The 24,217-nt window shown below is 72.4% G+C and carries 23 protein-coding genes and 1 pseudogene; 11 read left to right on the top strand and 13 right to left on the bottom strand.

What is annotated here, in order from left to right; genetic code table 11:
- Window positions 1–8: 8 nt before the first annotated feature.
- Window positions 9–989 (bottom strand): NAD(P)H-quinone oxidoreductase, encoded by a 981-nt coding sequence (locus OG352_RS22115; RefSeq protein ID WP_329219157.1) that lies wholly within the window; start codon window positions 987–989, stop codon window positions 9–11.
- Window positions 990–1,114: 125 nt separating this feature from the next.
- Here OG352_RS22115 and OG352_RS22110 point away from each other — a divergent pair, with 125 nt between their 5' ends.
- Together OG352_RS22110 and OG352_RS22105 are read left to right on the top strand one after the other, a co-directional pair.
- The gene (locus OG352_RS22110; RefSeq protein ID WP_329219155.1) at window positions 1,115–2,134 is read left to right on the top strand and encodes an ATP-binding cassette domain-containing protein; all 1,020 of its coding nucleotides are present in this window, start codon (window positions 1,115–1,117) and stop codon (window positions 2,132–2,134) included.
- Window positions 2,131–2,979 (top strand): ABC transporter permease, encoded by an 849-nt coding sequence (locus tag OG352_RS22105; protein ID WP_329219154.1) that lies wholly within the window; start codon window positions 2,131–2,133, stop codon window positions 2,977–2,979. Before OG352_RS22110 ends, OG352_RS22105 begins: the two co-directional genes overlap by 4 nt.
- Window positions 2,980–3,013: 34 nt before the next feature.
- Here OG352_RS22105 and OG352_RS22100 read toward each other — a convergent pair.
- Window positions 3,014–3,712, bottom strand: a pseudogene (locus tag OG352_RS22100) (potassium channel family protein); the annotation flags it as partial.
- A gap of 120 nt (window positions 3,713–3,832) precedes the next feature.
- Here OG352_RS22100 and OG352_RS22095 point away from each other — a divergent pair.
- Window positions 3,833–4,951: a potassium channel family protein gene (locus OG352_RS22095; RefSeq protein WP_329219153.1), complete on the top strand. Its 1,119-nt coding sequence runs from the start codon at window positions 3,833–3,835 to the stop codon at window positions 4,949–4,951.
- A gap of 89 nt (window positions 4,952–5,040) precedes the next feature.
- On the opposite strand, the gene OG352_RS22090 is transcribed toward OG352_RS22095, so the two are convergent.
- The 5 genes from OG352_RS22090 to pdhA form a co-directional block, all read right to left on the bottom strand.
- Window positions 5,041–6,453, bottom strand: coding sequence for a molybdopterin molybdotransferase MoeA (locus OG352_RS22090; RefSeq protein ID WP_329219151.1), 1,413 nt, complete (start codon window positions 6,451–6,453; stop codon window positions 5,041–5,043).
- The gene (locus OG352_RS22085) at window positions 6,450–7,370 is read right to left on the bottom strand and encodes an NTP transferase domain-containing protein (protein ID WP_329219150.1); all 921 of its coding nucleotides are present in this window, start codon (window positions 7,368–7,370) and stop codon (window positions 6,450–6,452) included. The genes OG352_RS22090 and OG352_RS22085 overlap by 4 nt, the downstream gene beginning before the upstream one ends.
- Before the next feature lie 112 nt (window positions 7,371–7,482).
- The gene (locus OG352_RS22080; protein WP_329219149.1) at window positions 7,483–8,862 is read right to left on the bottom strand and encodes a dihydrolipoamide acetyltransferase family protein; all 1,380 of its coding nucleotides are present in this window, start codon (window positions 8,860–8,862) and stop codon (window positions 7,483–7,485) included.
- Window positions 8,862–9,866: an alpha-ketoacid dehydrogenase subunit beta gene (locus OG352_RS22075; protein WP_329219147.1), complete on the bottom strand. Its 1,005-nt coding sequence runs from the start codon at window positions 9,864–9,866 to the stop codon at window positions 8,862–8,864. Before OG352_RS22075 ends, OG352_RS22080 begins: the two co-directional genes overlap by 1 nt.
- Window positions 9,863–11,020, bottom strand: coding sequence for a pyruvate dehydrogenase (acetyl-transferring) E1 component subunit alpha (gene pdhA / locus OG352_RS22070; protein WP_329219146.1), 1,158 nt, complete (start codon window positions 11,018–11,020; stop codon window positions 9,863–9,865). Before pdhA ends, OG352_RS22075 begins: the two co-directional genes overlap by 4 nt.
- A 175-nt stretch (window positions 11,021–11,195) precedes the next feature.
- Here pdhA and OG352_RS22065 point away from each other — a divergent pair, with 175 nt between their 5' ends.
- Complete coding sequence (locus OG352_RS22065) at window positions 11,196–11,705, top strand: Lrp/AsnC family transcriptional regulator (protein ID WP_329219145.1); 510 nt, start codon at window positions 11,196–11,198, stop codon at window positions 11,703–11,705.
- Window positions 11,706–11,728: 23 nt separating this feature from the next.
- Here OG352_RS22065 and OG352_RS22060 read toward each other — a convergent pair whose 3' ends face one another.
- On the bottom strand, window positions 11,729–12,319 hold the full coding sequence (locus OG352_RS22060; protein WP_329219144.1) for a TetR/AcrR family transcriptional regulator: 591 nt from the start codon (window positions 12,317–12,319) through the stop codon (window positions 11,729–11,731).
- Window positions 12,316–13,830, bottom strand: a complete 1,515-nt coding sequence (locus OG352_RS22055) for a 3-hydroxyacyl-CoA dehydrogenase (protein WP_329219142.1) — start codon at window positions 13,828–13,830, stop codon at window positions 12,316–12,318. The genes OG352_RS22060 and OG352_RS22055 overlap by 4 nt, the downstream gene beginning before the upstream one ends.
- Window positions 13,831–13,989: 159 nt before the next feature.
- Between OG352_RS22055 and paaN the strand changes: the two genes are divergently transcribed.
- Window positions 13,990–15,684, top strand: coding sequence for a phenylacetic acid degradation protein PaaN (gene paaN, locus OG352_RS22050; RefSeq protein WP_329219140.1), 1,695 nt, complete (start codon window positions 13,990–13,992; stop codon window positions 15,682–15,684).
- 47 nt (window positions 15,685–15,731) lie between these two features.
- Here the strand turns inward: paaN and OG352_RS22045 are convergent, their stop codons facing one another.
- From OG352_RS22045 to OG352_RS22035, 3 genes are read right to left on the bottom strand one after another with little or no spacing between them, the layout of a single operon-like run.
- Window positions 15,732–16,508: a TrmH family RNA methyltransferase gene (locus tag OG352_RS22045; RefSeq protein WP_329219138.1), complete on the bottom strand. Its 777-nt coding sequence runs from the start codon at window positions 16,506–16,508 to the stop codon at window positions 15,732–15,734.
- A complete protein-coding gene (locus OG352_RS22040) occupies window positions 16,505–17,716 on the bottom strand; it encodes an HTTM domain-containing protein (protein WP_329219137.1) in 1,212 nt (403 codons plus the stop codon). Before OG352_RS22040 ends, OG352_RS22045 begins: the two co-directional genes overlap by 4 nt.
- Window positions 17,713–18,597, bottom strand: coding sequence for a DUF5819 family protein (locus OG352_RS22035; protein WP_329219136.1), 885 nt, complete (start codon window positions 18,595–18,597; stop codon window positions 17,713–17,715). Before OG352_RS22035 ends, OG352_RS22040 begins: the two co-directional genes overlap by 4 nt.
- A 285-nt stretch (window positions 18,598–18,882) precedes the next feature.
- On the opposite strand from OG352_RS22035, the gene paaA reads away from it, so the two are divergent.
- The 6 genes from paaA (at window position 18,883) to OG352_RS22005 (ending at window position 23,802) form a co-directional block, all read left to right on the top strand.
- Window positions 18,883–19,911 carry a 1,2-phenylacetyl-CoA epoxidase subunit PaaA gene (gene paaA / locus OG352_RS22030; RefSeq protein ID WP_329219134.1) on the top strand — a complete coding sequence of 343 codons (1,029 nt, stop codon included), beginning with the start codon at window positions 18,883–18,885 and terminating at the stop codon, window positions 19,909–19,911.
- The gene (paaB, locus tag OG352_RS22025; RefSeq protein WP_329219132.1) at window positions 19,908–20,195 is read left to right on the top strand and encodes a 1,2-phenylacetyl-CoA epoxidase subunit PaaB; all 288 of its coding nucleotides are present in this window, start codon (window positions 19,908–19,910) and stop codon (window positions 20,193–20,195) included. The genes paaA and paaB overlap by 4 nt, the downstream gene beginning before the upstream one ends.
- Window positions 20,192–20,914 (top strand): 1,2-phenylacetyl-CoA epoxidase subunit PaaC, encoded by a 723-nt coding sequence (gene paaC / locus OG352_RS22020; RefSeq protein ID WP_329219130.1) that lies wholly within the window; start codon window positions 20,192–20,194, stop codon window positions 20,912–20,914. Before paaB ends, paaC begins: the two co-directional genes overlap by 4 nt.
- The gene (gene paaD / locus OG352_RS22015; RefSeq protein WP_329219129.1) at window positions 20,908–21,468 is read left to right on the top strand and encodes a 1,2-phenylacetyl-CoA epoxidase subunit PaaD; all 561 of its coding nucleotides are present in this window, start codon (window positions 20,908–20,910) and stop codon (window positions 21,466–21,468) included. Before paaC ends, paaD begins: the two co-directional genes overlap by 7 nt.
- A complete protein-coding gene (locus OG352_RS22010; protein WP_329219128.1) occupies window positions 21,468–22,529 on the top strand; it encodes a 2Fe-2S iron-sulfur cluster-binding protein in 1,062 nt (353 codons plus the stop codon). The genes paaD and OG352_RS22010 overlap by 1 nt, the downstream gene beginning before the upstream one ends.
- A gap of 85 nt (window positions 22,530–22,614) precedes the next feature.
- On the top strand, window positions 22,615–23,802 hold the full coding sequence (locus OG352_RS22005; protein WP_329219127.1) for an acyl-CoA dehydrogenase family protein: 1,188 nt from the start codon (window positions 22,615–22,617) through the stop codon (window positions 23,800–23,802).
- 55 nt (window positions 23,803–23,857) lie between these two features.
- On the opposite strand, the gene OG352_RS22000 is transcribed toward OG352_RS22005, so the two are convergent.
- Entirely contained in the window at window positions 23,858–24,187 is a 330-nt protein-coding gene (locus tag OG352_RS22000; RefSeq protein WP_329223914.1) for a rhodanese-like domain-containing protein, read from the bottom strand.
- Window positions 24,188–24,217 lie beyond the last annotated feature (30 nt).

Genomic DNA, 24,217 nt, shown 5'->3' with positions numbered 1-24,217 from the left:
GGCGCCGGTCAGGGCGCGACCAGCAGCACCTTGCCGACGTGGCCGCTGTCCTCGACGACCCGGTGGGCGGCGGGTGCGTCGCTCATCGGGAGTTCGCGGTCGACGACGGGACGTACGTGGCCGGCGGCGAGCAGGGGCCAGACGTGTTCGCGTACGGCCGCGACGATGGCCGCCTTCTCCTCCAGAGGGCGGGCCCGCAGCGAGGTCGCGCTGATGGCGGCGCGCTTGCCGAGGAGCGCGGCGATGTTCAGCTCGGCCTTGATGCCGCCCTGCATGCCGATGATCGCGAGCCGGCCGTTCACGGCGAGGGCCTGGATGTTGCGGTCCAGGTACTTGGCGCCCATGTTGTCGAGGATGACGTCGGCGCCGGCGCCGTCCGTGGCCTGCTTCAGCTCGGCGACGAAGTCCTGCTCGCGGTAGTTGATCAGGATGTCGGCGCCCAGTTCGGCGCAGCGCTCCAGCTTCTCCTTGGTGCCCGCGGTGACGGCGACCCTCGCGCCGACGGCCTTGGCCAACTGGATCGCCATGGTGCCGATGCCGCTGGAGCCGCCGTGCACGAGCAGCGTCTCGCCGGGGCGGAGGTGGGCGATCATGAAGACGTTCGACCAGACGGTGCTGGTCACCTCGGGGAGCGCGGCGGCCTGCCGGAGGCCGACGCCCGCCGGCACGGGCAGCAACTGGCCGGCCGGCACCGCGACCTTCTCGGCGTATCCGCCGCCCGCGAGCAGCGCGCACACCTCGTCGCCGACGGCCCAGCCGGTGACGCCGGCGCCGATCGCGGCGATCCGGCCGGAGCACTCCAGTCCGGGGTGGCGGGAGGCGCCGGGCGGCGGGTCGTAGAAGCCCTGCCGCTGGAGGATGTCGGCGCGGTTGACGGCGCTGGCCACCACCTCGACCAGGACCTCGCCCTCGCCGGCTACGGGATCGGGGACTTCGTCCCACACCAGCGCCTCGGGACCACCAGGTTCGGGAATCGTGATCGCATGCATGAGGGGGACGCTACTCCCCGCCCCCGGCCGGAGATCACCCGGGAAATCGATGTGCGATCACCGATGAGTTCGCGCGACAGTAAAGGTCTCCCCATGCGTAGCCCAAGTACGCGGAAGGAACCCCCATGAGCCAGCACCACGCCGGCCTGGCGATCGAGACCGCAGGTCTGGTGAAGACGTTCGGCCGGACCAGGGCCGTGGACGGCGTCGACCTCGCCGTCCCCGTCGGTACGGTCTACGGCGTCCTCGGCCCGAACGGCGCGGGCAAGACGACCACTGTCAAGATGCTCGCCACCCTCCTGCGGCCCGACGGCGGCCAGGCCCATGTCTTCGGCCATGACGTCGTCCGGGAGGCCGACGAGGTGCGCGGCCGGGTGAGCCTCACCGGCCAGTACGCGTCCGTGGACGAGGATCTCACCGGCACCGAGAACCTGGTGCTGCTCGGCCGGCTCCTCGGGCACGGCAGGAAGGCGGCCCGCGAGCGGTCCGCGCAGCTCCTGGCAGCGTTCGGGCTCACGGACGCCGCCGGAAAGCAGGTCAAGCACTACTCGGGCGGCATGCGGCGCCGGATCGACATCGCCGCGTCCATCCTCAGCACCCCCGACCTGCTCTTCCTCGACGAGCCGACGACCGGGCTCGACCCGCGCAGCCGCAACCAGGTCTGGGAGATCGTGCGGGCGGTGGTCGCGCAGGGCACCACCGTGCTGCTGACCACGCAGTACCTGGACGAGGCCGACCAGCTGGCGTCCCGGATCGCCGTCATCGACCACGGCCGGGTGATCGCCGAGGGCACGAAGGGCGAGCTGAAGGCGTCCGTCGGCGCCGGCACCGTCCACCTGCGGCTGCGCGACGCCGAGCAGCGGCCGGCGGCCGAGCAGGTGCTGCGGCTGACCCTGGACGCCGACGTCCAGCCGGCCCCGGACCCGGTGGCGCTGACCGCCCGGCTGAGCGCGGCGGCGCAGGACACGGCGGCCGAGCAGGCCGCGCGGGCCCTCGCCGAGCTGGCCCGGGCCGGCGTCACCGTCGACAACTTCTCCCTGGGCCACCCCAGCCTGGACGAGGTGTTCCTCGCCCTCACCGGACACGACACGAACGCCGCCGCCGACACGCCGGCCGACGATGAGAGAGGCGAGGTGGCGGCATGAGCACCGTGACCAGCACGGACGTCCAGGAACTCGCCCCGGTCAGCGCCGAGTCGCTGGCCGCGCTGCTCGTCGCGCAGGAGCGGCCACCGCGCCCGAGCGCCCTGTCGGCCTCCCTCACCTTCGGCTGGCGGGCGATCCTCAAGATCAAACACGTGCCGGAGCAGCTCTTCGACGTCACCGCGTTCCCGATCATGATGGTGCTGATGTACACGTACCTCTTCGGGGGCGCCCTGGCCGGGTCCCCGGAGGAGTACATCCAGTTCCTGCTGCCGGGCATCCTGGTGATGTCGGTCGTGATGATCACGATGTACACGGGTGTCTCGGTGAACACCGACATCGAGAAGGGCGTCTTCGACCGGTTCCGCTCGCTGCCCATCTGGCGGCCGTCGACGATGGTCGGCTATCTGCTGGGCGACGCCCTGCGCTACACGATCGCGTCCGTCGTGATGCTCGTCGTCGGCGTCCTGCTCGGCTACCGGCCGGACGGCGGGTTCGCGGGCGTGGTCGCCGGGATCGCCCTGCTGGTCGTCTTCTCGTTCGCCTTCTCGTGGATCTGGACGATGTTCGGGCTGCTGCTGCGCACCGAGAAGTCCGTGATGGGCGTCAGCATGATGGTGATCTTCCCGCTCGCCTTCCTGTCCAACGTGTTCGTCGATCCGCGCACCATGCCGGGCTGGCTGCAGGCGTTCGTCAACAACAGCCCGGTCACCCATCTGGCGTCGGCGGTGCGGGGGTTGATGGCGGGCGACTGGCCGGGCACCGAGATCGCCTGGTCGCTGGGGTGGGCAGCACTGTTCGTGCTGGTCTTCGGACCGGTGACGATGCGGCTGTACAACCGCAAGTAGCGCGGCGCGACACACCGGCCTGACGGGTGGGTGTTCAGGCCGGCGGGAGGGGCGGGACGCCGGGCATGCCAGGTGTCCCGAGGATGGCCGGTCCGCGGTCCGGGCCCATCCGCGTGATCGTCACCAGCCGGTCCGTCGGTTCCAGCACGCCGATCGCCGGGTCGTCGTAGGCCAGGACGCGGTGCCCTCGCACAACGCTCACCACCAGGTCGTCCGTCTCGCGCGGGCCGCGGCCCGCCTCTGCCTTGGTGACGGGCCGTTCGACGAGGTCGAGCCCGTCGCCCTGCTGGATGAGGTCCTCCATGACCCTGCCCGCGGCCGGGCTGAGCACGGAAAGGCCGAGCAGCCGGCCGGCCGCACCCGCGCTGGTGATGACCTCGTCGGCGCCGGACTGCTTGAGCAGCGGCGCGTTCTCCTCCTCGCGGACCGCCGCCACGATCTTCGCCCCCGGGTTGAGCTGGCGGGCGGTCAGCGCCACCAGAACGGACGTGTCGTCACGCTGCGTCGCGATGACGATCCGCCCCGCCCTCTGTACCTCGGCCCGCCGCAGCACGTCACTGCGCGTCGCGTCCCCGACGACACCCTCGTAGCCCTCGGCCGTCGCCGCCTCGATCATCTTCGCGCTCGGGTCGATCACCATGACCTGTTCCCTGCGCAGACCCGCCGCGCAGGCCGTCCGGATCGCGGACCGCCCCTTCGTACCGAATCCGACAACGACAGTGTGGTCACGCAAGGGGACCTCCGGGATCATGGACGGGTGCGGACTCATGGACACGTGTTGCTTCGTGACGGGCACGAAGCCGCCGGGAACCATGGTGCCCACCGATCGGATCACCACCACAGGGGGCACGCGATGAAGGACCACCCACGACAGCCCGGCGGTCCGGCCAGGTTCTCGCTCTTCCGGTCCCTCTGGTACCGCTCGCGCTCCGAGGCCCGGGACGACGCCGAAGCGGGCCGCTCCATCACGATGCCCGTGCGCACCGGCGTTCCCCCGCTCCAGCAGGTGCTGCGGCGCCTCGCCATGGGCCTGCTGGTGCTGGCCGCCACCACGCTGATCGTCTACGCCGACCACGACGGCTACAACGACAACTCGGACGGCTCCGTCGACCTCCTCGACTCCGCCTACTACGCCACCGTCACCCTCTCCACCACCGGCTACGGCGACATCACCCCGGTCAGCGACATGGCCCGGCTCGTCAACATCCTCGTCATCACACCGCTGCGCGTGCTGTTCCTGATCATCCTGGTCGGCACCACCCTGGAGGTGCTCACCGAGCGCACCCGCCAGCAGGTCCGCATCCACCGCTGGCGCGCCCGTACCAGCGATCACATCGTGGTCGTCGGCTACGGCACGAAGGGCCGCCACGCGGTGCAGACCCTCGTCGGGCAGGGCATCGCCAAGGACCGGATCGTGGTCGTGGACGCCCAGCGCAAGTACGCCGACCTGGCCGGCGACGACGGGCTGGTGGCGGTGACCGGGGACGCCACCCGCTCGGAGACCCTCCTCAAGGCCGAGGTCCAGAGCGCCTCCCGGGTGATCGTCGCCCCGCAGCGCGACGACACGGCCGCCCTGGTCACCCTCACCGCCCGCCAGCTGAACCGGCGCGCCACGATCGTCGTCGCCGCCCGCGAGGACGAGAACGTACCGCTGCTCAAGCAGAGCGGCGCGGACACCGTGATCACCAGCTCCAGCTCCGCCGGCCGTCTGCTCGGCGTCTCGATGGTCAGCCCGACCGTGGCCAGGACCCTGGAGGACCTGATGACCCTCGGCAGCGGCCTGGACCTCATCGAGCGCCCGATCACCAGGGCGGAGGCGGGACAGGCACCCCGCACCTGCGCGGACCTGGTCGTGGCCGTCGTCCGGGGCAAGGAACTGCTGAACTACGCCGACCCCCGGCTCACCCGTCTGCAACTGGGGGACCGCGTGATCACGGTCAGCCGAGCGGCCCCGGCCACCGAACAGGCGTGACGATGTTTCACGTGAAACAGGGAGTGTGTTTCACGTGAAACACACTCCACGAACGACACAGACTCCACGGACGCGACGAACACCATGTTTCACGTGAAACAGGCGCCGATCCCGGCCGTCGCCCACGGCAGGTCGAGTAGTTCGGCCTCCTGACCCGCCCGTGCACCGCCCGGCGGCACGACGGCGAGGGCATCGGCCGCCGCGATGCCCCGCAGCATGGCCGGACCGTTGTAGTGCAGCGGCACGGCATGGTCGCCCCGCAGCACGACCGGGACGAGCCGGGTGTCGTAAGGGTGCCCGTGCACCGTCTCCCTCAACGGCAGCGCGTACGGCTCGGGAGCCGGGCGGGCGGCGAGGGTGCGCAGCAGGGGCTCGGCGAGGGTGATCAGGCCGGAGACGGCGGCGAGGGGGTTGCCGGGTAGGCCGACGAGGTGCTGGTCGTCCTTGAGGCGGGCCAGCAGCATGGGGTGCCCGGGTCGCACCTTGACGCTGTCGACGAGGAGTTCGGCGTCGATGCGGCGCAGGGTGGGGTGAACGTGGTCGACGGGACCCGCGGCGGTGCCTCCGGTGGTGATGATCAGGTCGGCGCCGGACGCGGTGACGGCCTTGTGCAGGGCCTTCGCGTCATCGCGGAGCCTGCGTACGGCGATGACGTCGGCGCCCAGCGCCCTTAGCCACGGGGGCAGCATCGGGCCGAGCGCGTCCCGGATGAGGCCGTCGTGCGGGCGGCCCTCGGTGAGCAGTTCGTCGCCCAGGACGAGCACCTCGACCCGGGGGCGGGGAACGACGGTCAGCGTGTCGTATCCGGCGGCGGCGGCGAGCCCGAGCACGGCCGGGGTCACCACCGCTCCGGCGAGCAGCAGTTGGTCCCCGCTACGGCACTCCTGACCCCGTGGGCGGATGTCCTGCCCGTGCTGCATCTCGCGGGTCGGGTGCAGCCGGCCGTTGTCGTCGGTGCGGCCGTGCTCGCTGCGCAGCACCGCGGTGGTGTCCGCGGGGATCCGGGCGCCGGTGGCGATCCGGACGGCCTCGCCGTCGGCGAGGGACGCGGGCGCCGCGCTTCCGGCCAGCACTCCTTCGTCCCGTACGTGCCAGGGGCCGGGGCCGGCGACCGCCCATCCGTCCATCGCCGAGGTGTCGAAGGAGGGCAGATCGGTGAGGGCGGTGAGGGGGGCGGCCAGGACGAGGCCGAGGGCATCGCCGAGCGTGACGGAGACGGGTGTGCGGCGGGCGGCGCCGGACCGGGCGGCGCGGGCGGCGATCGTCCGGGCCTCGGGCCAGGGGACGGCCCGGTGGCGGTGCTCCGCGGCGGCGGCCCGGTGACCGGTCTCCGGGGCGGGGGTGGACGGGGTGCCGTTGCCGTTGCCGCTGCCCTCGCGCTGCGCGGAGCCGTGGTCGCCGGCCGGTCGGGCGGGGCCGTTGCCGTCCTTCACGAGGGCGAGCGCCTCCTCGACATCAAGGTCCTCGGCGTCGAGGCCCTGCCGGGTGCCGCGGGGGGTCATCCGGCGTCCGGTCCTGAGCCGCCGGGTTCGACGGGCTTGTCCTGCTGGGCGGCCTTGTCCTGCTCGGCCTCCTGTGCCCAGCGCAGGGCCAGTGCGGCGGCCTTGCGGGCGGCCTCGGCGACGGCCTCGGGGCCGCCCTGGGCCTGCGCTGCGGCGTAGCCGACCAGGAAGGTGGTCAGCGGGGCCGCGGGCCGGGCCACCCCGTGGGCGGCGTCACGGGCGAGGTCGAGCAGGGTGCCGGTGTCGACGTCGAGGTCGATGCCCAGCTCGTCCTTGACTGCGGAAATCCATTCATCCAACACGTGGCCATGCTCCCTGATACGTGCCCTGGCGGTGGCGATGTCGTCCCAGGTGTCGCAGTCGAAGGACGCGACCGGGTCGGAGACGCGGGTGAGGTCGAGCCCGGCGGTCAGCCGGCGCAGGGGCAGCCCGGTGAGGCCACCGTGGTCGGTGGTGAGCACCGCCAGTTCGCGGCGCAGGGCGGCCGTGCGGTACGCGGCGACGAGCGGCTGGTCGCGGCCGTCGGCGTCGGTGAGCAGCGCGCCCTCGGCTCCGCCGGCGCGCAGGGCGGCCAGCAGCCGCCGTACGGTGTGCGCCGCGAGGAAGGGCAGGTCGGCGGAGAGGACGACGACGTCGTCCGCCGTGGCGTGGCGCAGTCCGGCGTCGAGCGCGGCGACGGGTCCCGCGCCGGGCGGGTCCTCGCGCGCCCAGCGCACGGGCCGGGCGGCGAGGGTGGGGCGGGGGTCGGCGACGACGACGGTGGCGCGCGCGTCGGCGCAGGCCCCGAGCACCCGGTCGAGCAGCGCGCGCCCGCCCACCCGCACACCGGGCTTGTCGGCGCCGCCGAGCCGGCGCGCACCGCCACCGGCGAGCACGACGGCGTCGTAAGCCGGTCCGGGAGGCGGGTTCGAGGTCACCCCCCGAGTATGCGGGCCGCACCGGCGATGCGGGCCCCCGCGATCACCGGAAACGCGGGGAACACGGGGGTCGGGGCGAGGGCGGGTGCCAACCCGTGCAGCCTGTCCGGACTCACAGCGTGCGCAGCAGCACCGCCGGCTGTTCCACGCAGTCCGCCACGTAGCGCAGGAAGCCTCCCGCCGTGCCGCCGTCGCACACCCGGTGGTCGAAGGTGAGGGAGAGTTGCACGACCTGGCGCACCGCCAGGTCGCCTTCGTGCACCCACGGCTTGGGGATGATGCGGCCGACGCCGAGCATGGCCGCCTCGGGGTGGTTGATGATCGGCGTGGAGCCGTCGACGCCGAACACGCCGTAGTTGTTCAGCGTGAAGGTGCCGCCGGTCAGTTCACCGGGGGTGAGACGCCCGTCGCGGGCGGTTTCGGTGAGCCGGGCGAACTCGGCGGTGAGTCCCTCGGCGTCCCGGGCGTGCGCGTCGCGGACGACGGGCACGACGAGTCCCCGCTCGGTCTGCGCGGCGAAGCCGAGGTGGACATGGTCGAACCGGACGACCTCCCGGGCGGCCAGATCGACGGTGGAGTTGAGCTCCGGGAAGCGGGCCAGGGCCGCGGTGCAGATACGGGCCAGCAGCGCGAGGAGGGAGATCTTCGGCCCACCGGCCGCGTTCATCGCGGCACGGGCACGCATCAGTTCCGTCGCGTCGGCGTCCACCCAGCAGGTCGCGTCGGGAATCTCCCGACGGCTGCGGGAGAGCTTGTCGGCGACGGCACCCCGCATGCCCTTGAGGGGGATGCGATGGCTTCCGGCGAGAGCGGAGGAGGCGGGAGGAGGCGTCGCCGCGGAGACCGGTGTGGGCTGCGGAACGGAAGCCGCCCGCACCGCGTTCTCCACGTCCGCCCGCAGGATCAGCCCCTCGGGCCCGGAACCGGCGACCTCCCGCAGGTCCAGGCCGTTCTCGCGGGCGAGGCGGCGGACCAGCGGGGAGATCACCGGGACGGGACCGTCCGCCGCCTCCTGCGAAACAGCCAGGGCGGCCGGGGTGACCGGAACAGCCAGGGAGGCCGGGACCACTGTGGCCGCCGGGGCGGGCGCTACTGCGGTCGCGTGAGCAACGGGTGTCGCGTGAGCAACGGACGTCGGCTGGACCGGCCGCACCCGCCTGCGCCGCGCCGGTGCCTCCGAAGTGCCGTAGCCCACCAGCACGTTGCCCGAGCCCTCGGTGGGAACCGTCTCATCGCCGGAGGTCGGCGGGCCGACCGCCACCGTGACCAGCGGGGCCCCGACGGGCAGTTCCGTGCCCTCCTCGCCGAAACGGGCGGTGACCACGCCGCCGTAGGGGCAGGGCACCTCGACCATCGCCTTGGCCGTCTCGACCTCGACGATCGGCTGGTCGACGGCGACCACGTCGCCGACCTCGACCAGCCAGCGGACGATCTCCGCCTCGGTGAGTCCCTCCCCGAGGTCGGGGAGCTTGAACTCCAGCACCTGTGCCATCAGTTCCCGGCCTCCCACTGCAACCGCGCCACGGCGTCCAGGATGCGGTCGACGCCGGGCAGATGGTGGCGCTCCAGCATCGGCGGCGGGTACGGGAGGTCGAACCCGGCGACGCGCAGCACCGGTGCCTCCAGGTGGTGGAAGCAGCGCTCCGTGACGCGGGCCGCGATCTCCCCGCCCGGCCCGCCGAAGGAGCCCGACTCATGGACGACGACCGCGCGGCCGGTCCGCCGTACCGAGGCGCAGACCGTCTCGTCGTCGAAGGGCACCAGGGAACGCAGGTCGACGACTTCGAGGTCCCAGCCCTCGGCGCGCGCCGCCTCGGCGGCTTCGAGACAGACCGGCAGCGACGGCCCGTACGTGATCAGTGTGGCGCTCCGGCCCGAGCGCCGCACCACCGCGCGGCCTATCGGCTCGACGGTCTGCGGGTCCTCCGGGTTCCAGGAGTCCTTGGACCAGTACAGGCGCTTGGGTTCGAGGACGACGACCGGATCGTCGGAGGCGATGGCGGCGCGCAGCAGGCCGTAGGCGTCGGCGACCGTGGCGGGCGTCACGACGTGGAGGCCCGGGGTCGCCATGTAGTACGCCTCGGAGGAGTCGCTGTGGTGCTCGACGCCGCCGATGCCGCCGCCGTAGGGCACGCGGACGGTGATCGGCAGCGGCATCCGGCCGCGGGTGCGGTTGCGCATCTTGGCGACATGGCTGATGAGCTGCTCGAACGCCGGGTAGGCGAAGGCGTCGAACTGCATCTCCACGACCGGACGCAGGCCGTACATGGCCATGCCGACGGCGGTGCCGAGGATGCCCGCCTCGGCGAGCGGGGTGTCCGTGCAACGGTTCTCGCCGAACTCCTTGGCGAGCCCGTCGGTGACCCGGAAGACGCCGCCCAGCGTGCCCACGTCCTCACCCAGGACGTGCACGGACGGGTCGGCGGCCATCGCGTCGCGCAGCGCGCGCGTGAGCGCCTGCGCCATGGTGGCCGGCTTGACGGCGACGGTGGTCATCGGTGCGCGCTCCCCTGGTCACTGCCCTGGTCGGCGTGCTCGGCCGCGAGCTCGGCCCGCAGCAGGGCGCGCTGTTCACGCAGTTGGGGGGTGTCTTCGGCGTACACGTGGGAGAACAGGTCCATCGGGTCGAGGACCGGGTCCTGGTTCATGCGGGCGCGCAGGTCGGCGGCCATCGCCTCGGCGGCGTCCCGCGCGGACTGGCGCAGGTCGTCGTCGAGCAGCCCGCGCGCGGTCAGTTCACGCTCCAGGAGCTGGATCGGGTCGTGCTCGCGCCAGGTCTCGACCTCGGCGTCGCCCCGGTAACGGGTGGCGTCGTCGGCGTTGGTGTGCGCCTCGATGCGGTAGGTCACCGCCTCCACCAGGGTCGGGCCGCCGCCCTCGCGCGCGCGGCGTACGGCGTCGGCCAGCACCTGGTGCACGGCGACGGCGTCGTTGCCGTCGACCAGGCGGCCCGGCATGCCGTACCCGACGGCCTTGTGGGCCAGCGAGGGGGCGGCGGTCTGCTTGGCGAGCGGGACGGAGATCGCGAAGCCGTTGTTCTGCACGAGGAAGACGACCGGCGCCTGCCAGACGGCGGCGAAGTTCAGCGCCTCGTGGAAGTCGCCCTCGCTGGTGCCGCCGTCGCCGACCATGGCGAGCGCGACCACGTCGTCGCCCTTGAGGCGGGCGGCGTGCGCGAGGCCCACGGCGTGCGGGAGCTGGGTGGCGAGCGGCGTGCACAGGGGCGCGACACGGTGCTCGTAGGGGTCGTAGCCGGTGTGCCAGTCGCCGCGCAGCAGGGTGAGGGCCTCGACGGGGTCCACCCCGCGCGCGACGACCGCGAGGGTGTCGCGGTAGCTGGGGAAGAGCCAGTCCCGCTCCTGAAGGGCGAGGGCGGCGGCGACCTCGCACGCCTCCTGGCCTGTGCTGGAGGGGTAGACGGCGAGTCTGCCCTGCTTGGTGAGGGCGGTGGCCTGGACGTTGTAGCGGCGGCCGCGCACCAGTTGCGCATACAGCCGGCGCAGCAGCTCGGGATCGGCCTGCGTGGCCGCGTCGGTGCCGAGGACGCGGTACGGCTCCGCGTCGGGCAGCAGCGGCGCGGGGTCGGTACGGGGCTGCCAGGCGGGCGGCGGCGTGGGCCGGTACGTGCCCCGCTGGTCCAGGACCGTCATGACGGCACCTCCTCGTGGAAGCGGCTACGGGAGGCGCGTCGGTTGTGATGCGCCTCACCTACCGATTGTTCGGTCGTCAGCACATTTTGGCTACAGGCCCCCTCAGGCTGTGGACAAACGGTTCTGCACAGCCTGAGATGGGTGCAGTACGTCCATGGTAGGGAGGCGGGGGGACATGGCACCTGAACAAATGGCCGAAGGGGCGCCTGGCCCGGAGCCCGGTCCCCCGCCCCAGCCGCCGCGCCCGCTCGACGTCATCGATCAGGACATCCTGCAGATGCTCCAGGCGGACGGCCGCGCCTCGATACGGTCGGTCGCCGAGCGGGTCCACGTCTCGCGCGCAAACGCCTACGCGCGCATCAACCGGCTCATCGAGGACGGCGTCATCCGCGGTTTCGGCGCCCGGGTGAACCACGAGCGCGCGGGCCAGGGGACGAGCGCCTACATCACGCTGAAGATCGTGCAGAACTCCTGGCGGACGGTGCGCGAGCAGCTCAGACTGCTTCCCGGCGCCTCCCACATCGCCCTCGTCGGGGGCGATTTCGACGTCCTGCTCCTGGTGCACACGCCCGACAACAGGGCGCTGCGCGAAGTGGTGCTCACCCGGCTCCAGGCGATCCCCGAGGTGCTCAGCACGCGCACGCTGCTGGTGTTCGAGGAGGAGGACCTGGAGCCGCAGGGCTGACCGGGCTCGCCGGGCCGGTGGTCTCAGTCCGCCGTGCGCAGGCCCTCGAAGACCAGCCGCACCACCGCGTCGGCCACCTCGCTCTCGACCATCCCCCGGCCGCCCGGCCGGTACCACTCGGCGATCGAGTTGATCATCCCGAAGACCAGCCGCGTCGCGAGCCGCACGTCGATGTCGCCGCGGACGTCCCCGTCGGCGGCGGCCGCCCTCAGCAGGTCGGCGACCCGGTGGTCGAAGTCGCGGCGCCGCTCCAGGGCCCACCGCTCGGTGTCGGTGTTGCCGCGCACGCGCAGCAGCAGCGTCACGTACGGCAGTTCGCCGATGAGCACCTCGACCATGCGCCGTACGACGTACTCCAGGCGCTCCGAGGTGTGCCCCACGCGCGCGTGCTCCTCGTCGAGGATCGCGAAGAGGCCGTCCAGCGCCCGGCTGACGGCCCGCCGCAGCAGTTCCTCCTTGCCGGCGACGTGGTGGTAGATCGACGACTTGGAGATGCCGGCCGCCTTGGAGAGGTGCTCCATGGACGTGCCGTCGTACCCGCGCTCGTTGAAGACCTGGACGGCGACGGTGAGCAGGGTCTCCGGGGTGTACGTGTCGCGCTTGGCGGTGGTCACGAGGCGCCCTCCCGCTTCTCGGTCGCGTAGGAGTGCCGGTAGAGCGCGAGGGACGGCGCGTAGCGGCCGGAGGGGTCGCGCTCGTGCAGGTCGTCCAGGAGGGAGCAGGCCCAGGTGCGGCCCAGCCTGCGGCACCACTCGAAGGGGCCGAGGGGGTAGTTCACGCCCAGGCGCATCGCGGTGTCGATGTCCTCCTCGGTGGCCACGCCCTTGGCCACGGCGTCGTGCGCGAGGTCGACGATCCGCGCGACCGTACGGGCGACGATCATGCCGGGGACGTCGCCGATGACGCTGACGTCCTTGCCGAGCGCCTGGAACAGGCCGATCGCCTCGGACATGGTCTGCGCGGAGGTGTCCTGGCAGGCGGACAGGGCGATGCGGGTGGCCTTGCGGTAGTCGAGGGCGAGGTCGAAGTAGACGACGTCCCGGAACTCCACGGAGGTCTGACCGTCGGCGAGGGCGAGCTGGCCGCCGCCGGGCAGCACCAGGCGGCTGCCGTGGTCCTCGTCGTCCTCGCGGACCTGGATGCCTGCCTCGCGGATCAGCGCGAGCAGCTCCGAGGCAGGGCCCAGGTCGCCCTCGGCGACGACGTACGCGGGCGGCTGGGCGGGCTCCGCGGTGTGCGGTTCGGCGGGCTCGGCCTCGTCGCGGTGGTCGTACCAGCCCTGGCCGGTCTTGCGGCCCAGGCGGCCCGACTCGACCAGGCGGCGCTGGGCGAGCGAGGGCGTGAAACGCACGTCCTGGAAGAAGGACCGCCACACGGAGTGCGTGACGGACTCGTTGACGTCCTGCCCGATCAGGTCGGTCAGCTCGAAGGCGCCCATCTTGAAGCCGCCCGACCCGCGCAGGATCGCGTCGATGGTGGCCGGGTCGGCGCCTTGCGCCTCGTAGACGGCGAAGGCCTCGGCGTAGAAGGGCCGCGCGATGCGGTTGACGATGAAGCCGGGGGTGTCGGCGCAGGCGACCGGCGTCTTGCCCCAGGAGCGGGCGGTCTCGTACGCGCGCGTGGCCGACGTGACGTCGGTGGCGTACCCGGAGACGACCTCGACCAGCGGCAGCAGCGGCGCGGGGTTGAAGAAGTGCAGGCCCACGAAGCGGCCGGGGTTGCGCAGGGCGCCAGCGACGGCGGTCACCGACAGGGAGGAGGTGTTGGTGGCGAGCAGGCAGTCCTCGCCGACGATGTCCTCCAGTTGCCTGAACAGCTCCTGTTTGACCTCCAGGAGCTCGACGACGGCCTCGACGACCAGGGTGCAGTCCGCGAGGTCGGTGAGGCTCTCCGCGGCCTCCAGGCGGGCGCGTGCCTCGTCCCGGTCGGTGGCGGCGAGGCGGCCCTTCTCGACGAGCCGGTCGAGGCGGGCGCCGATCGCGGCGGCCGCCTCCCGGGCGCGCCCGGGTACGGCGTCGTACAGCCGCACGAGGTGGCCCGCCACCAACGCGACCTGGGCGATGCCCTGGCCCATGGTGCCGGTGCCGACGACGGCCACGGGGCTGTTGAGGTCGTGTGCTGTCATGTGCGCGATCCTCCCGCACGGGGTTTTCCACAGATGCGGCAGGCCCCCTTGTCCCGACCGATCGTTCGGTTACTCTAGCCCTGACTGGCCGTTCCTGCCCAGGGTTCCGCCAGCTCATGGGCGCGAAGAAGAGTTCTCACGACGAGGAGTTGGTCCCGCATGGCCACCGCCGAACTGACCGCGCACGATCTGATCGCCCAGCACCGGCCCACCCTCGACGAGGCCCTGGAAGCGATCCGCACGCGCGCGTACTGGTCCCCGCACCCGGAACACCCCAAGGCCTACGGGGAGAACGGCAGCCTGGACGCGGCGGCGGGCAAAGCCGCGTTCGACGCCGTGCTGAACACCCGCCTCGACCTCGGCCAGCCCGGCACCGACGACTGGGTGGGCGGCGAGGTCTCGCCGTACGGCGTCGAGCTGGGCGTGACGTACCCGCACGCGGACGTGGACACGCTGCTGCCCGCCATGCGGGCCGGACAGCGCGCCTGGCGGGACGCGGGCGCGGAGCTGCGCGCGGCGGTCTGTCTGGAGATCCTCAAGCGGATCAGCGACCGCACGCACGAGTTCGCGCACGCGGTCATGCACACCTCGGGCCAGGCCTTCATGATGGCCTTCCAGGCGGGCGGCCCGCACGCGCAGGACCGAGGCCTGGAGGCGGTGGCCTACGCCTACGCCGAGCAGGTCCGCACGCCCGGGACAGCGGAGTGGACCAAGCCGCAGGGCAAGCGCGACCCGCTGACGCTGACCAAGAGCTTCACACCGGTCCCGCGCGGGACCGCCCTGCTCATCGGCTGCAACACCTTCCCGACGTGGAACGGCTACCCGGGCCTGTTCGCCTCCCTGGCCACCGGCAACGCGGTCCTGGTCAAGCCCCACCCGCGCGCGGTGCTGCCGCTCGCGCTGACCGTGGGCGTCGCGCGCGAGGTGCTCGCCGCCGCCGGCTTCGACCCGAACCTGGTCGCGCTGGCCGCCGAGCGCCCCGGCGAGGGCATCGCCAAGACCCTGGCCACCCGCCCCGAGATCAGGATCGTCGACTACACCGGCTCGACCGCCTTCGGCGACTGGCTGGAGGCCAACGCCCGCCAGGCGCAGGTCTACACCGAGAAGGCCGGCGTCAACACGGTGGTCGTGGAGTCCACCGCGAACTACAAGGGCATGCTCGCCAACCTGGCGTTCTCGCTGTCCCTGTACAGCGGCCAGATGTGCACCACCCCGCAGAACCTGCTGATCCCCCGCGACGGCATCCGCACCGACCAGGGCCCGAAGACCTTCGACGAGGTCGTCGCCGACCTCGCCCGCGCGGTCGACGGCCTGCTCGGCGACGACGCGCGCGCGAACGGCCTCCTCGGCGCGATCGTCAACCCGGACGTCAAGGCCCGCCTGGAGGCCGCGGCGGGCCTCGGCGAGGTCGCCCTCGCCTCCCGCGAGGTCAGCAACCCGGAGTTCCCGGACGCGGTCGTGCGCACACCGGTGATCGTCAAGCTGGACGGGGCCAAGCCGGACGACGAGGCCGCCTACATGAGCGAGTGCTTCGGCCCGGTCTCCTTCGCCGTCGCGGTCGACTCGGCGGCCGACGCGGTCGCCCTGCTGCGGCGCACGGTGCGCGAGAAGGGCGCGATGACGGTCGGCGCGTACACCACCGACGAGGAGGTCGAGCAGGCGATCGAGGAGGTCTGCCTGGAGGAGTCCGCCCAGCTCTCCCTGAACCTCACCGGCGGGGTCTACGTCAACCAGACGGCCGCGTTCTCCGACTTCCACGGCTCGGGCGGCAACCCGGCGGCCAACGCGGCCCTCACCGACGGCGCGTTCGTCGCGAACCGCTTCCGGGTGGTGGAGGTCCGCAGGGACGCCTGAGATCCGCAGTCCCACGGTCCCGCAGTCCCACGGTCCCGCAGTCCCGCCTAAGGGACGTGCGGTGCGCCCCCGGTGACGCTCCAGTGGTACAGCGTCATGGCCACACTGGTCGCGAGGTTGTAGCTGGAGACCTGGGGGCGCATCGGCAGGGCGAGGAGATGGTCGGCACGCGCGCGTAGCTCGGCGGAGAGGCCGCTGCGCTCGGAGCCGAAGGCCAGGAGGGCGTCGTCCGGAAGCTTGACGCCCCGGATGTCGTCCCCCTCCGGGTCGAGCGCGAAGACCGGGCCGGCCGGCAGCTCGTCGACGGTCAGCCGCTCCACGGCGGTCGCGAAGTGCAGCCCCGCCCCGCCGCGCACGACGGTCGGATGCCAGGGGTCGAGCGTCCCGGTGGTGACCACCCCGGTCGCCCCGAAACCGGCCGCCAGCCGGATCACGGCCCCCGCGTTGCCCAGGTTGCGCGGGTTGTCGAGGACCACGACGGGAGTGCTGCGGGGCGCGTGCCCCAGCCGCTCCAGGTTGGCCGCGCGGGAGGGCCGTACGGCCAGCGCGGCGACCGCGGTGGGATGCGGACGCGGCACCAGGGACGTGTACGTCGCCTCCGGGACCTCCGTCAGCAGCGCCTCCAGCGCCTCGCGTACGTCGGGGGCGAGTTCGTCGGCTAGGGCGAGCGTCGCCCGCCGGTCGACGGTGACCGCCACCGGAACCTCCGCCCCGAAACGCACGGCGTGCTTGAGGGCGTGGAAGCCGTCGAGCAGGACGGAGGCGTCGGCGATCCGGCGCCACCGGCCGAGCGGGTCCGAGCCGGGGGTCACGGGGTCGGTCATGCCGTGAACCCTACGCGGGTCTCCTCGGGTTTCTCCTGGTCCCGCGGCTCCGCCGCCTGCGTACGGGCGCCGTCGGAGGACAGCCGTCCACGCGCGCGTGCCGCCCAGCGGCCCAGCCGGTGCAGGAACGGCGTCGGAAGGAAGACGGCGTCCGTCGCAATCATCGCCAGTGAGAAGAACGGCAGGCCGAGCACCACGGCGATCACCGCGTGCTCGACCATCATCACGGCCAGCAGGACGTTCTTCAGCCGCCGGTTGAACAGGGTGAACGGGAAGGCGACCTGCACGATGACCGTCCCGTACGTCGCGAGCATGACCATCGTGCCGCTGGCGGCGAGCAGGTCGCCGAGCACGGGCCAGGGGGAGAAGTAGTCCAGTTGCAGCGGGTAGTACACGGCGGTGCCGTCCTGCCAGCGCGATCCCTGGATCTTGTACCAGCCGGCCGTCGCGTAGATCAGACAGGCCTCGGTCATGATCACGACCAGGGCGCCGTTGTGCAGGATGTTGCCGATCACGTCGAGCAGGATCCGGGGCTCCGCCGTCTTCCTGAGACGGCCGGCGGCCCACCACAGGCCCTGCGCGACCCACGCGGCCCACAGGAGCGCCGGAATGCTCCACTCGCTGTGGAACCGGCCAGCTACGGTCACCGTGACCAGCACGAACCCTGACGCGGCCCACAGAAGGGGACCGACCCGGTCGGTGACCCGCTCCCCACGCGCGCGTGCCTCGTTCTCCCGCCGAGCCCGCCGCGCGTCCAGCGACCACACCTGACCGCAGCGCACGAACACCAGGTAGATCGACATCAGGTGCAGGACGTTGTCGCCGCCGTCGCCCATGAAGACGCTGCGGTTCTGCAGCGAGAGCACGCCGACCATGAACAGCACCGACATCGCGCGGGTGCGCCAGCCGAGCAGCAGCAGCGCGCCGGAGAGCAGCGCGAGCGCGTACACGACCTCGAACCAGCCCCGCCCGTCCGACCACATCAGGGCCGTGAACGCGCCGTTGGTGTCGATCAGCTGCCGGGCCAGCTCCCAGTCCCAGGGGCTGTCGGGGCCGTAGAGCTCCTGCCGGTGGGGGAGCTCGCGCACCAGGAACAGCAGCCAGGTGGCGCTGAAGCCGATGCGGACCACGGCGCTCTGGTACGGCCCGAGCGCCGACTCGGTGACGCGGGCGATGGCGGTGGACACCGACAAGGAGAACCGGTTCACCTCGCGCCTCCCTCGGTCTCGCCGTCCGGCACCGACCACCAGGGCAGCTCGCGGTACACCGGGTTCATCGACACCTTCTCGTCGCTCCACTTCGGCGGGGTCACGTTCGTGGTCTGCGAGCGGATCTGCACCCGCTCGACGACACCGCCGTCACCGGCCGCGCCGCCACGCTCCATACGCAGCACCACGATGTGGCGCAGATACGTCTCGGAGAGGGCGCCGCGGATGCCTACGGAGCGGTTGTCGTTGCTGTGCGTGGCGGTGAAGAAGTCCCAGGCGCGGCGCAGCTCGTTCTGCTGGGTGTGGCTCGGCAGCAGGTTGCCGTCGATGGCCCGGCCGTCCTGCGCGGACAGGTCGTACCAGCCGGTGGTCCTCGACCCGCCGTCCCCGGTGCGGACCTGGGCGCGGACCTGGACGGCGATGTTCTGCTGCAACGGGTTCGGCGCGAACAGTTTCCAGTTCTGCTCGAACTCCGGGTAGATCCATTCGTCGATCGCCTTGCCGTGCGCCTTGGTGACCGTGTTCGACGGCGCGACGTGCAGGAACACCATCCCGACATGCACACAGACGGCGACCGCGACGACGGCGAGCGCCAGCGCGGCGCCGATCTGGTAGCGCGGGGACAGGGCGGCCACACCGGTGCGGGGCCATGGCCTGGCGACAGGGCTGGTGGGGTCGGCCGGGAGGCCGGGGGACGGACTGCCGGGCTCGGCCGGGGGGCCGGGGTCCGGGCTGGGGAATTCGGCTCGGGGCCCGGGAGCGACGTCCTTCACGGGTGGCGTCTCGGCCCCGGCACCGGTGGCGGCCCCGGCCTCCGTCCTCGCCTCCCCTGACGTGTTCGGCTCGTGCGGAGCGCCAGAGCCTCCGTCGTTCGCGTCCATTCCGCCCCGTTCCCCGATCCCGGTCGTCTTCGCGCTGCGTCACGCAATCGCGAACGGTACTCAGCATCACCCGTTCGGCGCAGCCCTCCCCCCGCGACGCCCGGGCCGGGCCGGGGACGGGGTGGGTTGTCCACAGGGGACGCCCGCAGGTTATCCACAGCGGTTGACACCTTACGACGGCCGTCCCACCATGGAATCGCACGGACCGAACGATCGGTCGGGAGAAGGCTCGGGCAGAGCCGCGGCCAGGGCACCCAGCCCGGGCCCAAGGTCAAGGGGGACCGCATGGCGACAGCAGCCGCGCACCAGTCGGCCCGCACACAGCCGCACACCGCGCAAAGCAGCGGAGGCGGCGGGAGCAGCGCCGACGACGCGTATCAGCGCGCCTTCGACGCCACCGTCGCCGCCGACGAGCGCATCGAACCACGCGACTGGATGCCCGACGCCTACCGGGCGACGCTCGTGCGCCAGATCGCCCAGCACGCCCACTCCGAGATCATCGGCATGCAGCCGGAGGCCAACTGGATCACCCGCGCGCCCTCCCTGCGCCGCAAGGCCATCCTGATGGCGAAGGTCCAGGACGAGGCGGGCCACGGGCTCTACCTGTACAGCGCGGCCGAAACCCTCGGCACCGGGCGCGAAGAACTGCTCGACAAGCTCCACACCGGCCGCCAGAAGTACTCCTCGATCTTCAACTACCCCACGCTGACCTGGGCGGACGTCGGCGCGATCGGCTGGCTGGTGGACGGCGCCGCGATCACCAACCAGGTCCCCCTGTGCCGCTGCTCCTACGGCCCGTACGCGCGCGCGATGGTCCGCGTCTGCAAGGAGGAGTCCTTCCATCAGCGCCAGGGGTACGAACTGCTGCTGGCCCTCAGCCGGGGCACCCCGCAGCAGCACGCGATGGCGCAGGACGCGGTGGACCGCTGGTGGTGGCCGTCGCTGATGATGTTCGGCCCGCCCGACGACGAGTCCGCGCACTCCGCGCAGTCGATGGCCTGGAAGATCAAGCGCCACTCGAACGACGAACTGCGCCGGCGCTTCGTCGACATCTGCGTCCCCCAGGCGGAGTCCCTCGGCCTCACGCTCCCCGACCCGGACCTGCGGTGGAACGAGGAACAGGGGCACTACGACTTCGGCCCCATCGACTGGACCGAGTTCAAGGAAGTCCTCAAGGGCAACGGCCCTTGCAACGAGCAGCGGATAACGCAACGCAGGCGCGCACACGAAGAGGGCGCGTGGGTACGAGAGGCGGCCGCGGCCCACGCGGCCAAGCACAGCAGTGGGACGCCGAGGGAAGTGGAGCAGGCATGACGAACACCGACTGGCCCCTGTGGGAGGTCTTCGTGCGCTCCCGGCGCGGCCTCTCCCACACCCACGCCGGCAGCCTGCACGCGCCGGACGCGGAGTTCGCCCTGCGCAACGCGCGCGACCTGTACACCCGGCGCGGCGAGGGGGTCTCGATCTGGGTCGTGCCGTCCACCGCGGTGACGGCCTCCTCGCCCGACGAGAAGGACTCGTTCTTCGAGCCGGCCGGCGACAAGCCGTACCGGCACCCGACGTTCTACGAGATCCCGGAGGGGGTGAAGCACCTGTGACCACGACCACGCACACCAACAGCGCCGCCCTCGCCCTCGGCGACGACGCCCTGGTGCTCTCCCACCGCCTGGGGGAGTGGATGGGCCACGCGCCGGTGCTGGAGGAGGAGGTCGCCCTCGCCAACATCGCGCTCGACCTGCTGGGCCAGGCCCGCATCCTGCTGTCGATGGCCGGCGACGAGGACGACTTGGCGTACCTGCGCGAGGAACGCGCCTTCCGCAACGTCCAGTTGGTCGAACAGCCCAATGGCGACTTCGCCCACACCATCATCCGCCAGCTGTACTTCTCCACCTACCAGCACCTGCTGTACGCGCGGCTGGCGGCCGGCGAGGGGCCGTTCGCGGGGCTCGCGGCGAAGGCCGTCAAGGAGGTCGCCTACCACCGCGACCACGCCGAGCAGTGGACCCTGCGGCTCGGCGACGGCACCGAGGTCAGCCACGAGCGGATGCAGCGGGCCTGCACGGCGCTGTGGCGGTTCACCGGAGAGATGTTCCGCCCGGTGGACGGCCTCGGTCTCGACGGGGCGGAGCTGGAAACGGCCTGGCTGGAGTCGGTGAAGGACGTGCTGGGGCGGGCCGGCCTGGCGGTGCCCGAGGGATCACGCGCCGGAGCCTGGAGCGCCGGCGCGGGCCGCGAGGGCGTGCACACCGAGTCCTTCGGCCGGATGCTCGCCGAGATGCAGCACCTGCACCGCAGCCACCCGGGGGCGTCATGGTGACGCTCACCCCGCTGGAGGCGGAACTCCTCGCGGTCGCCGGCTCGGTGCCCGACCCCGAGCTGCCCGTGCTCACCCTCCGGGAACTCGGCGTACTGCGCGCGGTGCACGTACGCGGCACGGACGCCGTCGAGGTCGAGCTGACCCCCACCTACACCGGCTGCCCGGCGGTGGAGGCGATGTCCATGGACATCGAGCGGGCGCTGCACGAGCACGGGGTACGGGAGGTCACCGTGCGCACCGTGCTCTCGCCCGCCTGGTCGACCGACGACATCTCCGCCGAAGGGCGCCGCAAACTGCGGGAGTTCGGCATCGCGCCGCCGCGCACCACCCGGTCCGCGCCGGGCCCGGTGACCGTGACGCTGGGCCCCACGCACACCCTCCACAGCCACAGCGAACCGGACGGCCTGCCGGAAGGCCCGGACGACCCGGTCCGCTGCCCGAACTGCGGATCCGCCGACACCGAGCTGCTCAGCCGCTTCTCCTCCACCGCCTGCAAGGCGCTGCGGCGCTGCCTCGCCTGCCGCGAACCCTTCGACCACTTCAAGGAGTTGTGATGGCCCGCTTCCACCCGCTCCAGGTGGCCGCGGTGGACCGCCTCACGGACGACTCCGTCGCCCTCACCCTCACGGTCCCCGACGGACTGCGCGAGGAGTACCGGCACGCGCCCGGCCAGCACCTCGCCCTGCGCCGCGCCGCCGACGGGGCCGAGGTCCGGCGGACGTACTCGATCTGCTCGCCGGCGCCCGATCCCGGCGGCGCGGGACCCCGCACGCTGCGGGTGGGCGTGCGCCTGGTCGAGGGCGGGGCGTTCTCGACGTACGCGCTGAAGGAGATCGACGTCGGCGACGAGCTGGACGTGATGACTCCGGCGGGCCGGTTCACCCTCGACCCCGCGCCCGGCCTGTACGCGGCGATCGTCGGCGGCAGCGGTATCACCCCGGTGCTGTCGATCGCCTCGACGCTGCTGGCCCGCGAGCCCGCCGCCCGGTTCTGCCTCATACGCAGCGACCGGACGGCCGCGTCGACGATGTTCCTGGAGGAGGTCGCCGACCTCAAGGACCGCTTCCCCGAACGGCTGCACCTGGTCACCGTGCTCTCCCGGGAGGAACAGCAGGCGGGGCTTCCCTCCGGGCGGCTGGACCGGGAGCGGCTCACCGGGCTGCTGCCGTCGCTGCTGCCGGTGGAGGAGGTCGCGGGGTGGTTCCTGTGCGGGCCGTTCGGACTCGTGCAGGGCGCGGAACAGGCCCTGCGGGAGATCGGGGTCGCGCGGTCGCGGATCCACGAGGAGATCTTCCACGTGGAGGTCACGGCACCCCTGACGCGCGCGGCGGCCCCCGCCCACAGCACGGTGACCGCCCGGCTCGACGGCCGCGGCGGAAGCTGGCCTGTGAGGGACGGGGAATCGGTCCTGGAGACGGTCCTGCGCAACCGGCCCGACGCGCCCTACGCCTGCAAGGGCGGGGTGTGCGGAACCTGCCGCGCCTTCCTGGTCTCCGGCGAGGTCCGCATGGACCGCAACTTCGCCCTGGAACCGGAGGAGACGGACTCCGGGTACGTGCTGGCGTGCCAGTCGCATCCGCTGACGGAGGCGGTGGAGGTGGACTTCGACCGGTGAGGGGGTGACCGACCGTTCCCTTCTTCTAGAACCTGTTCTATCTTGGCGCTCCGTCAGATCAGCTGACCCGTCGGGAGGACAGGCCGTGGACTTCACCTTCACCGAGGAGCAGCAGGCCGCGGCCGAGGCAGCGCGGGGAGTGTTCGCCGGGGTCGCCCCCGACGCCGTGCCGAGCCCCGCGCTGACCAGGGGCGCCGTGGCCGACGACTTCGACCGCGCGCTGTGGGCGAGGCTCGCCGCGGCGGACCTGCTGAGCCTGCTGCTGGACGAGGAGTTCGGCGGGGCGGGCCTCGACGCGGTCGCGCTCTGTCTGGTGCTGCGCGAGTCGGCGAAGGTGCTGGCGCGGACACCGCTGCTGGAGCACAGCGCGGCCGTGGCCGCTGTACAGGCCTACGGCGGCCAGGAGTTGAGGTCGTCTCTCCTCGCCCGGGCGGGCCGGGGCGAAGTCGTCCTGACCGTCGCCACGAACGGCCGCACGGGCCACGACCCGGCCGAACTCGCCGTCACCGCACGGCAGAACGGCCCGGCTGGAGCGGACAGCTTGGGCGGCTTGGGCGGCGCGGGAAGCCCGAGCGGCGGCGAGTGGGTGTTGGACGGGGTGCAGACGGCGGTGTCGTGGGCGTACGACGCCGACTTCGTCGTCGTACCGGCGCGCACAGGGGACGACCGGAGCATCCTCGCCGTCGTCCCGCGCGGACACGAAGGAGTCGTGCTCGCCGAGCAGGTCTCCACCACCGGCGAGCGGCTCGGCGAAGTGCGCCTCGAATCGGCGCGGATCGCCGCCCGGAACGTCATCGCCGCCGACGGCGCCTGGGAGTGGCTGCGCGCCCTGGTGACCACGGGGACCTGCGCGCTGGCGCTCGGTCTGGGCGAACGTGCGCTGGCGATGACCAGCGACTACGCCGGCAAGCGGGAGCAGTTCGGGCACCCGATCGCCAGCTTCCAGGCCGTCGCCGTACAGGCTGCCGACCGCTACATCGACCTGCGCGCGATGGAGGTCACGCTGTGGCAGGCCGCGTGGCGGATCGCCTCCGGCGCACCGGGCGCACTGCCGGCCTCCGGAGACGTCGCCGTGGCGAAGATCTGGGCCTCGGAAGGCGTACGGCGGATCGTGCAGACCGCGCAACACCTGCACGGGGGCTTCGGCGCCGACGTCGACTACCCGCTGCACCGGTACCACGCCTGGGCCAAGCACCTGGAACTGTCGCTCGGCCCGGCCGCGGCACACGAGGAGAGCCTGGGCGACCTACTCGCCGCCCACCCCCTCGGCTGACCCACGCCCAGCCACATGCACCCGCCCTGCGCGGCGATGCGCGACTGCCGCCTGACTACAGGACGAAGCCCGTCTGACCCTCGTCCGTGACGACCGGGCGTCCCGCGGCGGCCCAGATCTGCATGCCGCCGTCGACGTTCACGGCGTCGAGGCCCTGCTGAACGAGGTACATCGTGACCTGGGCCGAACGCCCGCCGGCGCGGCAGATCACATGGACCCGCCCGTCCTGCGGAGCCGCCTCGGTCAGCTCGCCGTAGCGGGCGACGAACTCGCTGATGGGGATGTGCAGTGCCTTCTCGGCGTGGCCCGCCTGCCACTCGTCGTCCTCGCGGACGTCCAGCAGGAAGTCGCCGTCCTTGAGGTCCCCGACCTCGACCGTGGGCACACCAGCTCCGAAACTCATGCCCCGACGCTA

This window comes from Streptomyces sp. NBC_01485, from assembly GCF_036227125.1.
In the GTDB taxonomy this organism is placed as follows: domain Bacteria; phylum Actinomycetota; class Actinomycetes; order Streptomycetales; family Streptomycetaceae; genus Streptomyces.
The sequence above is the reverse complement of the archived record's forward strand: the minus strand, read 5'-3'. Positions and strand labels throughout refer to the sequence as shown.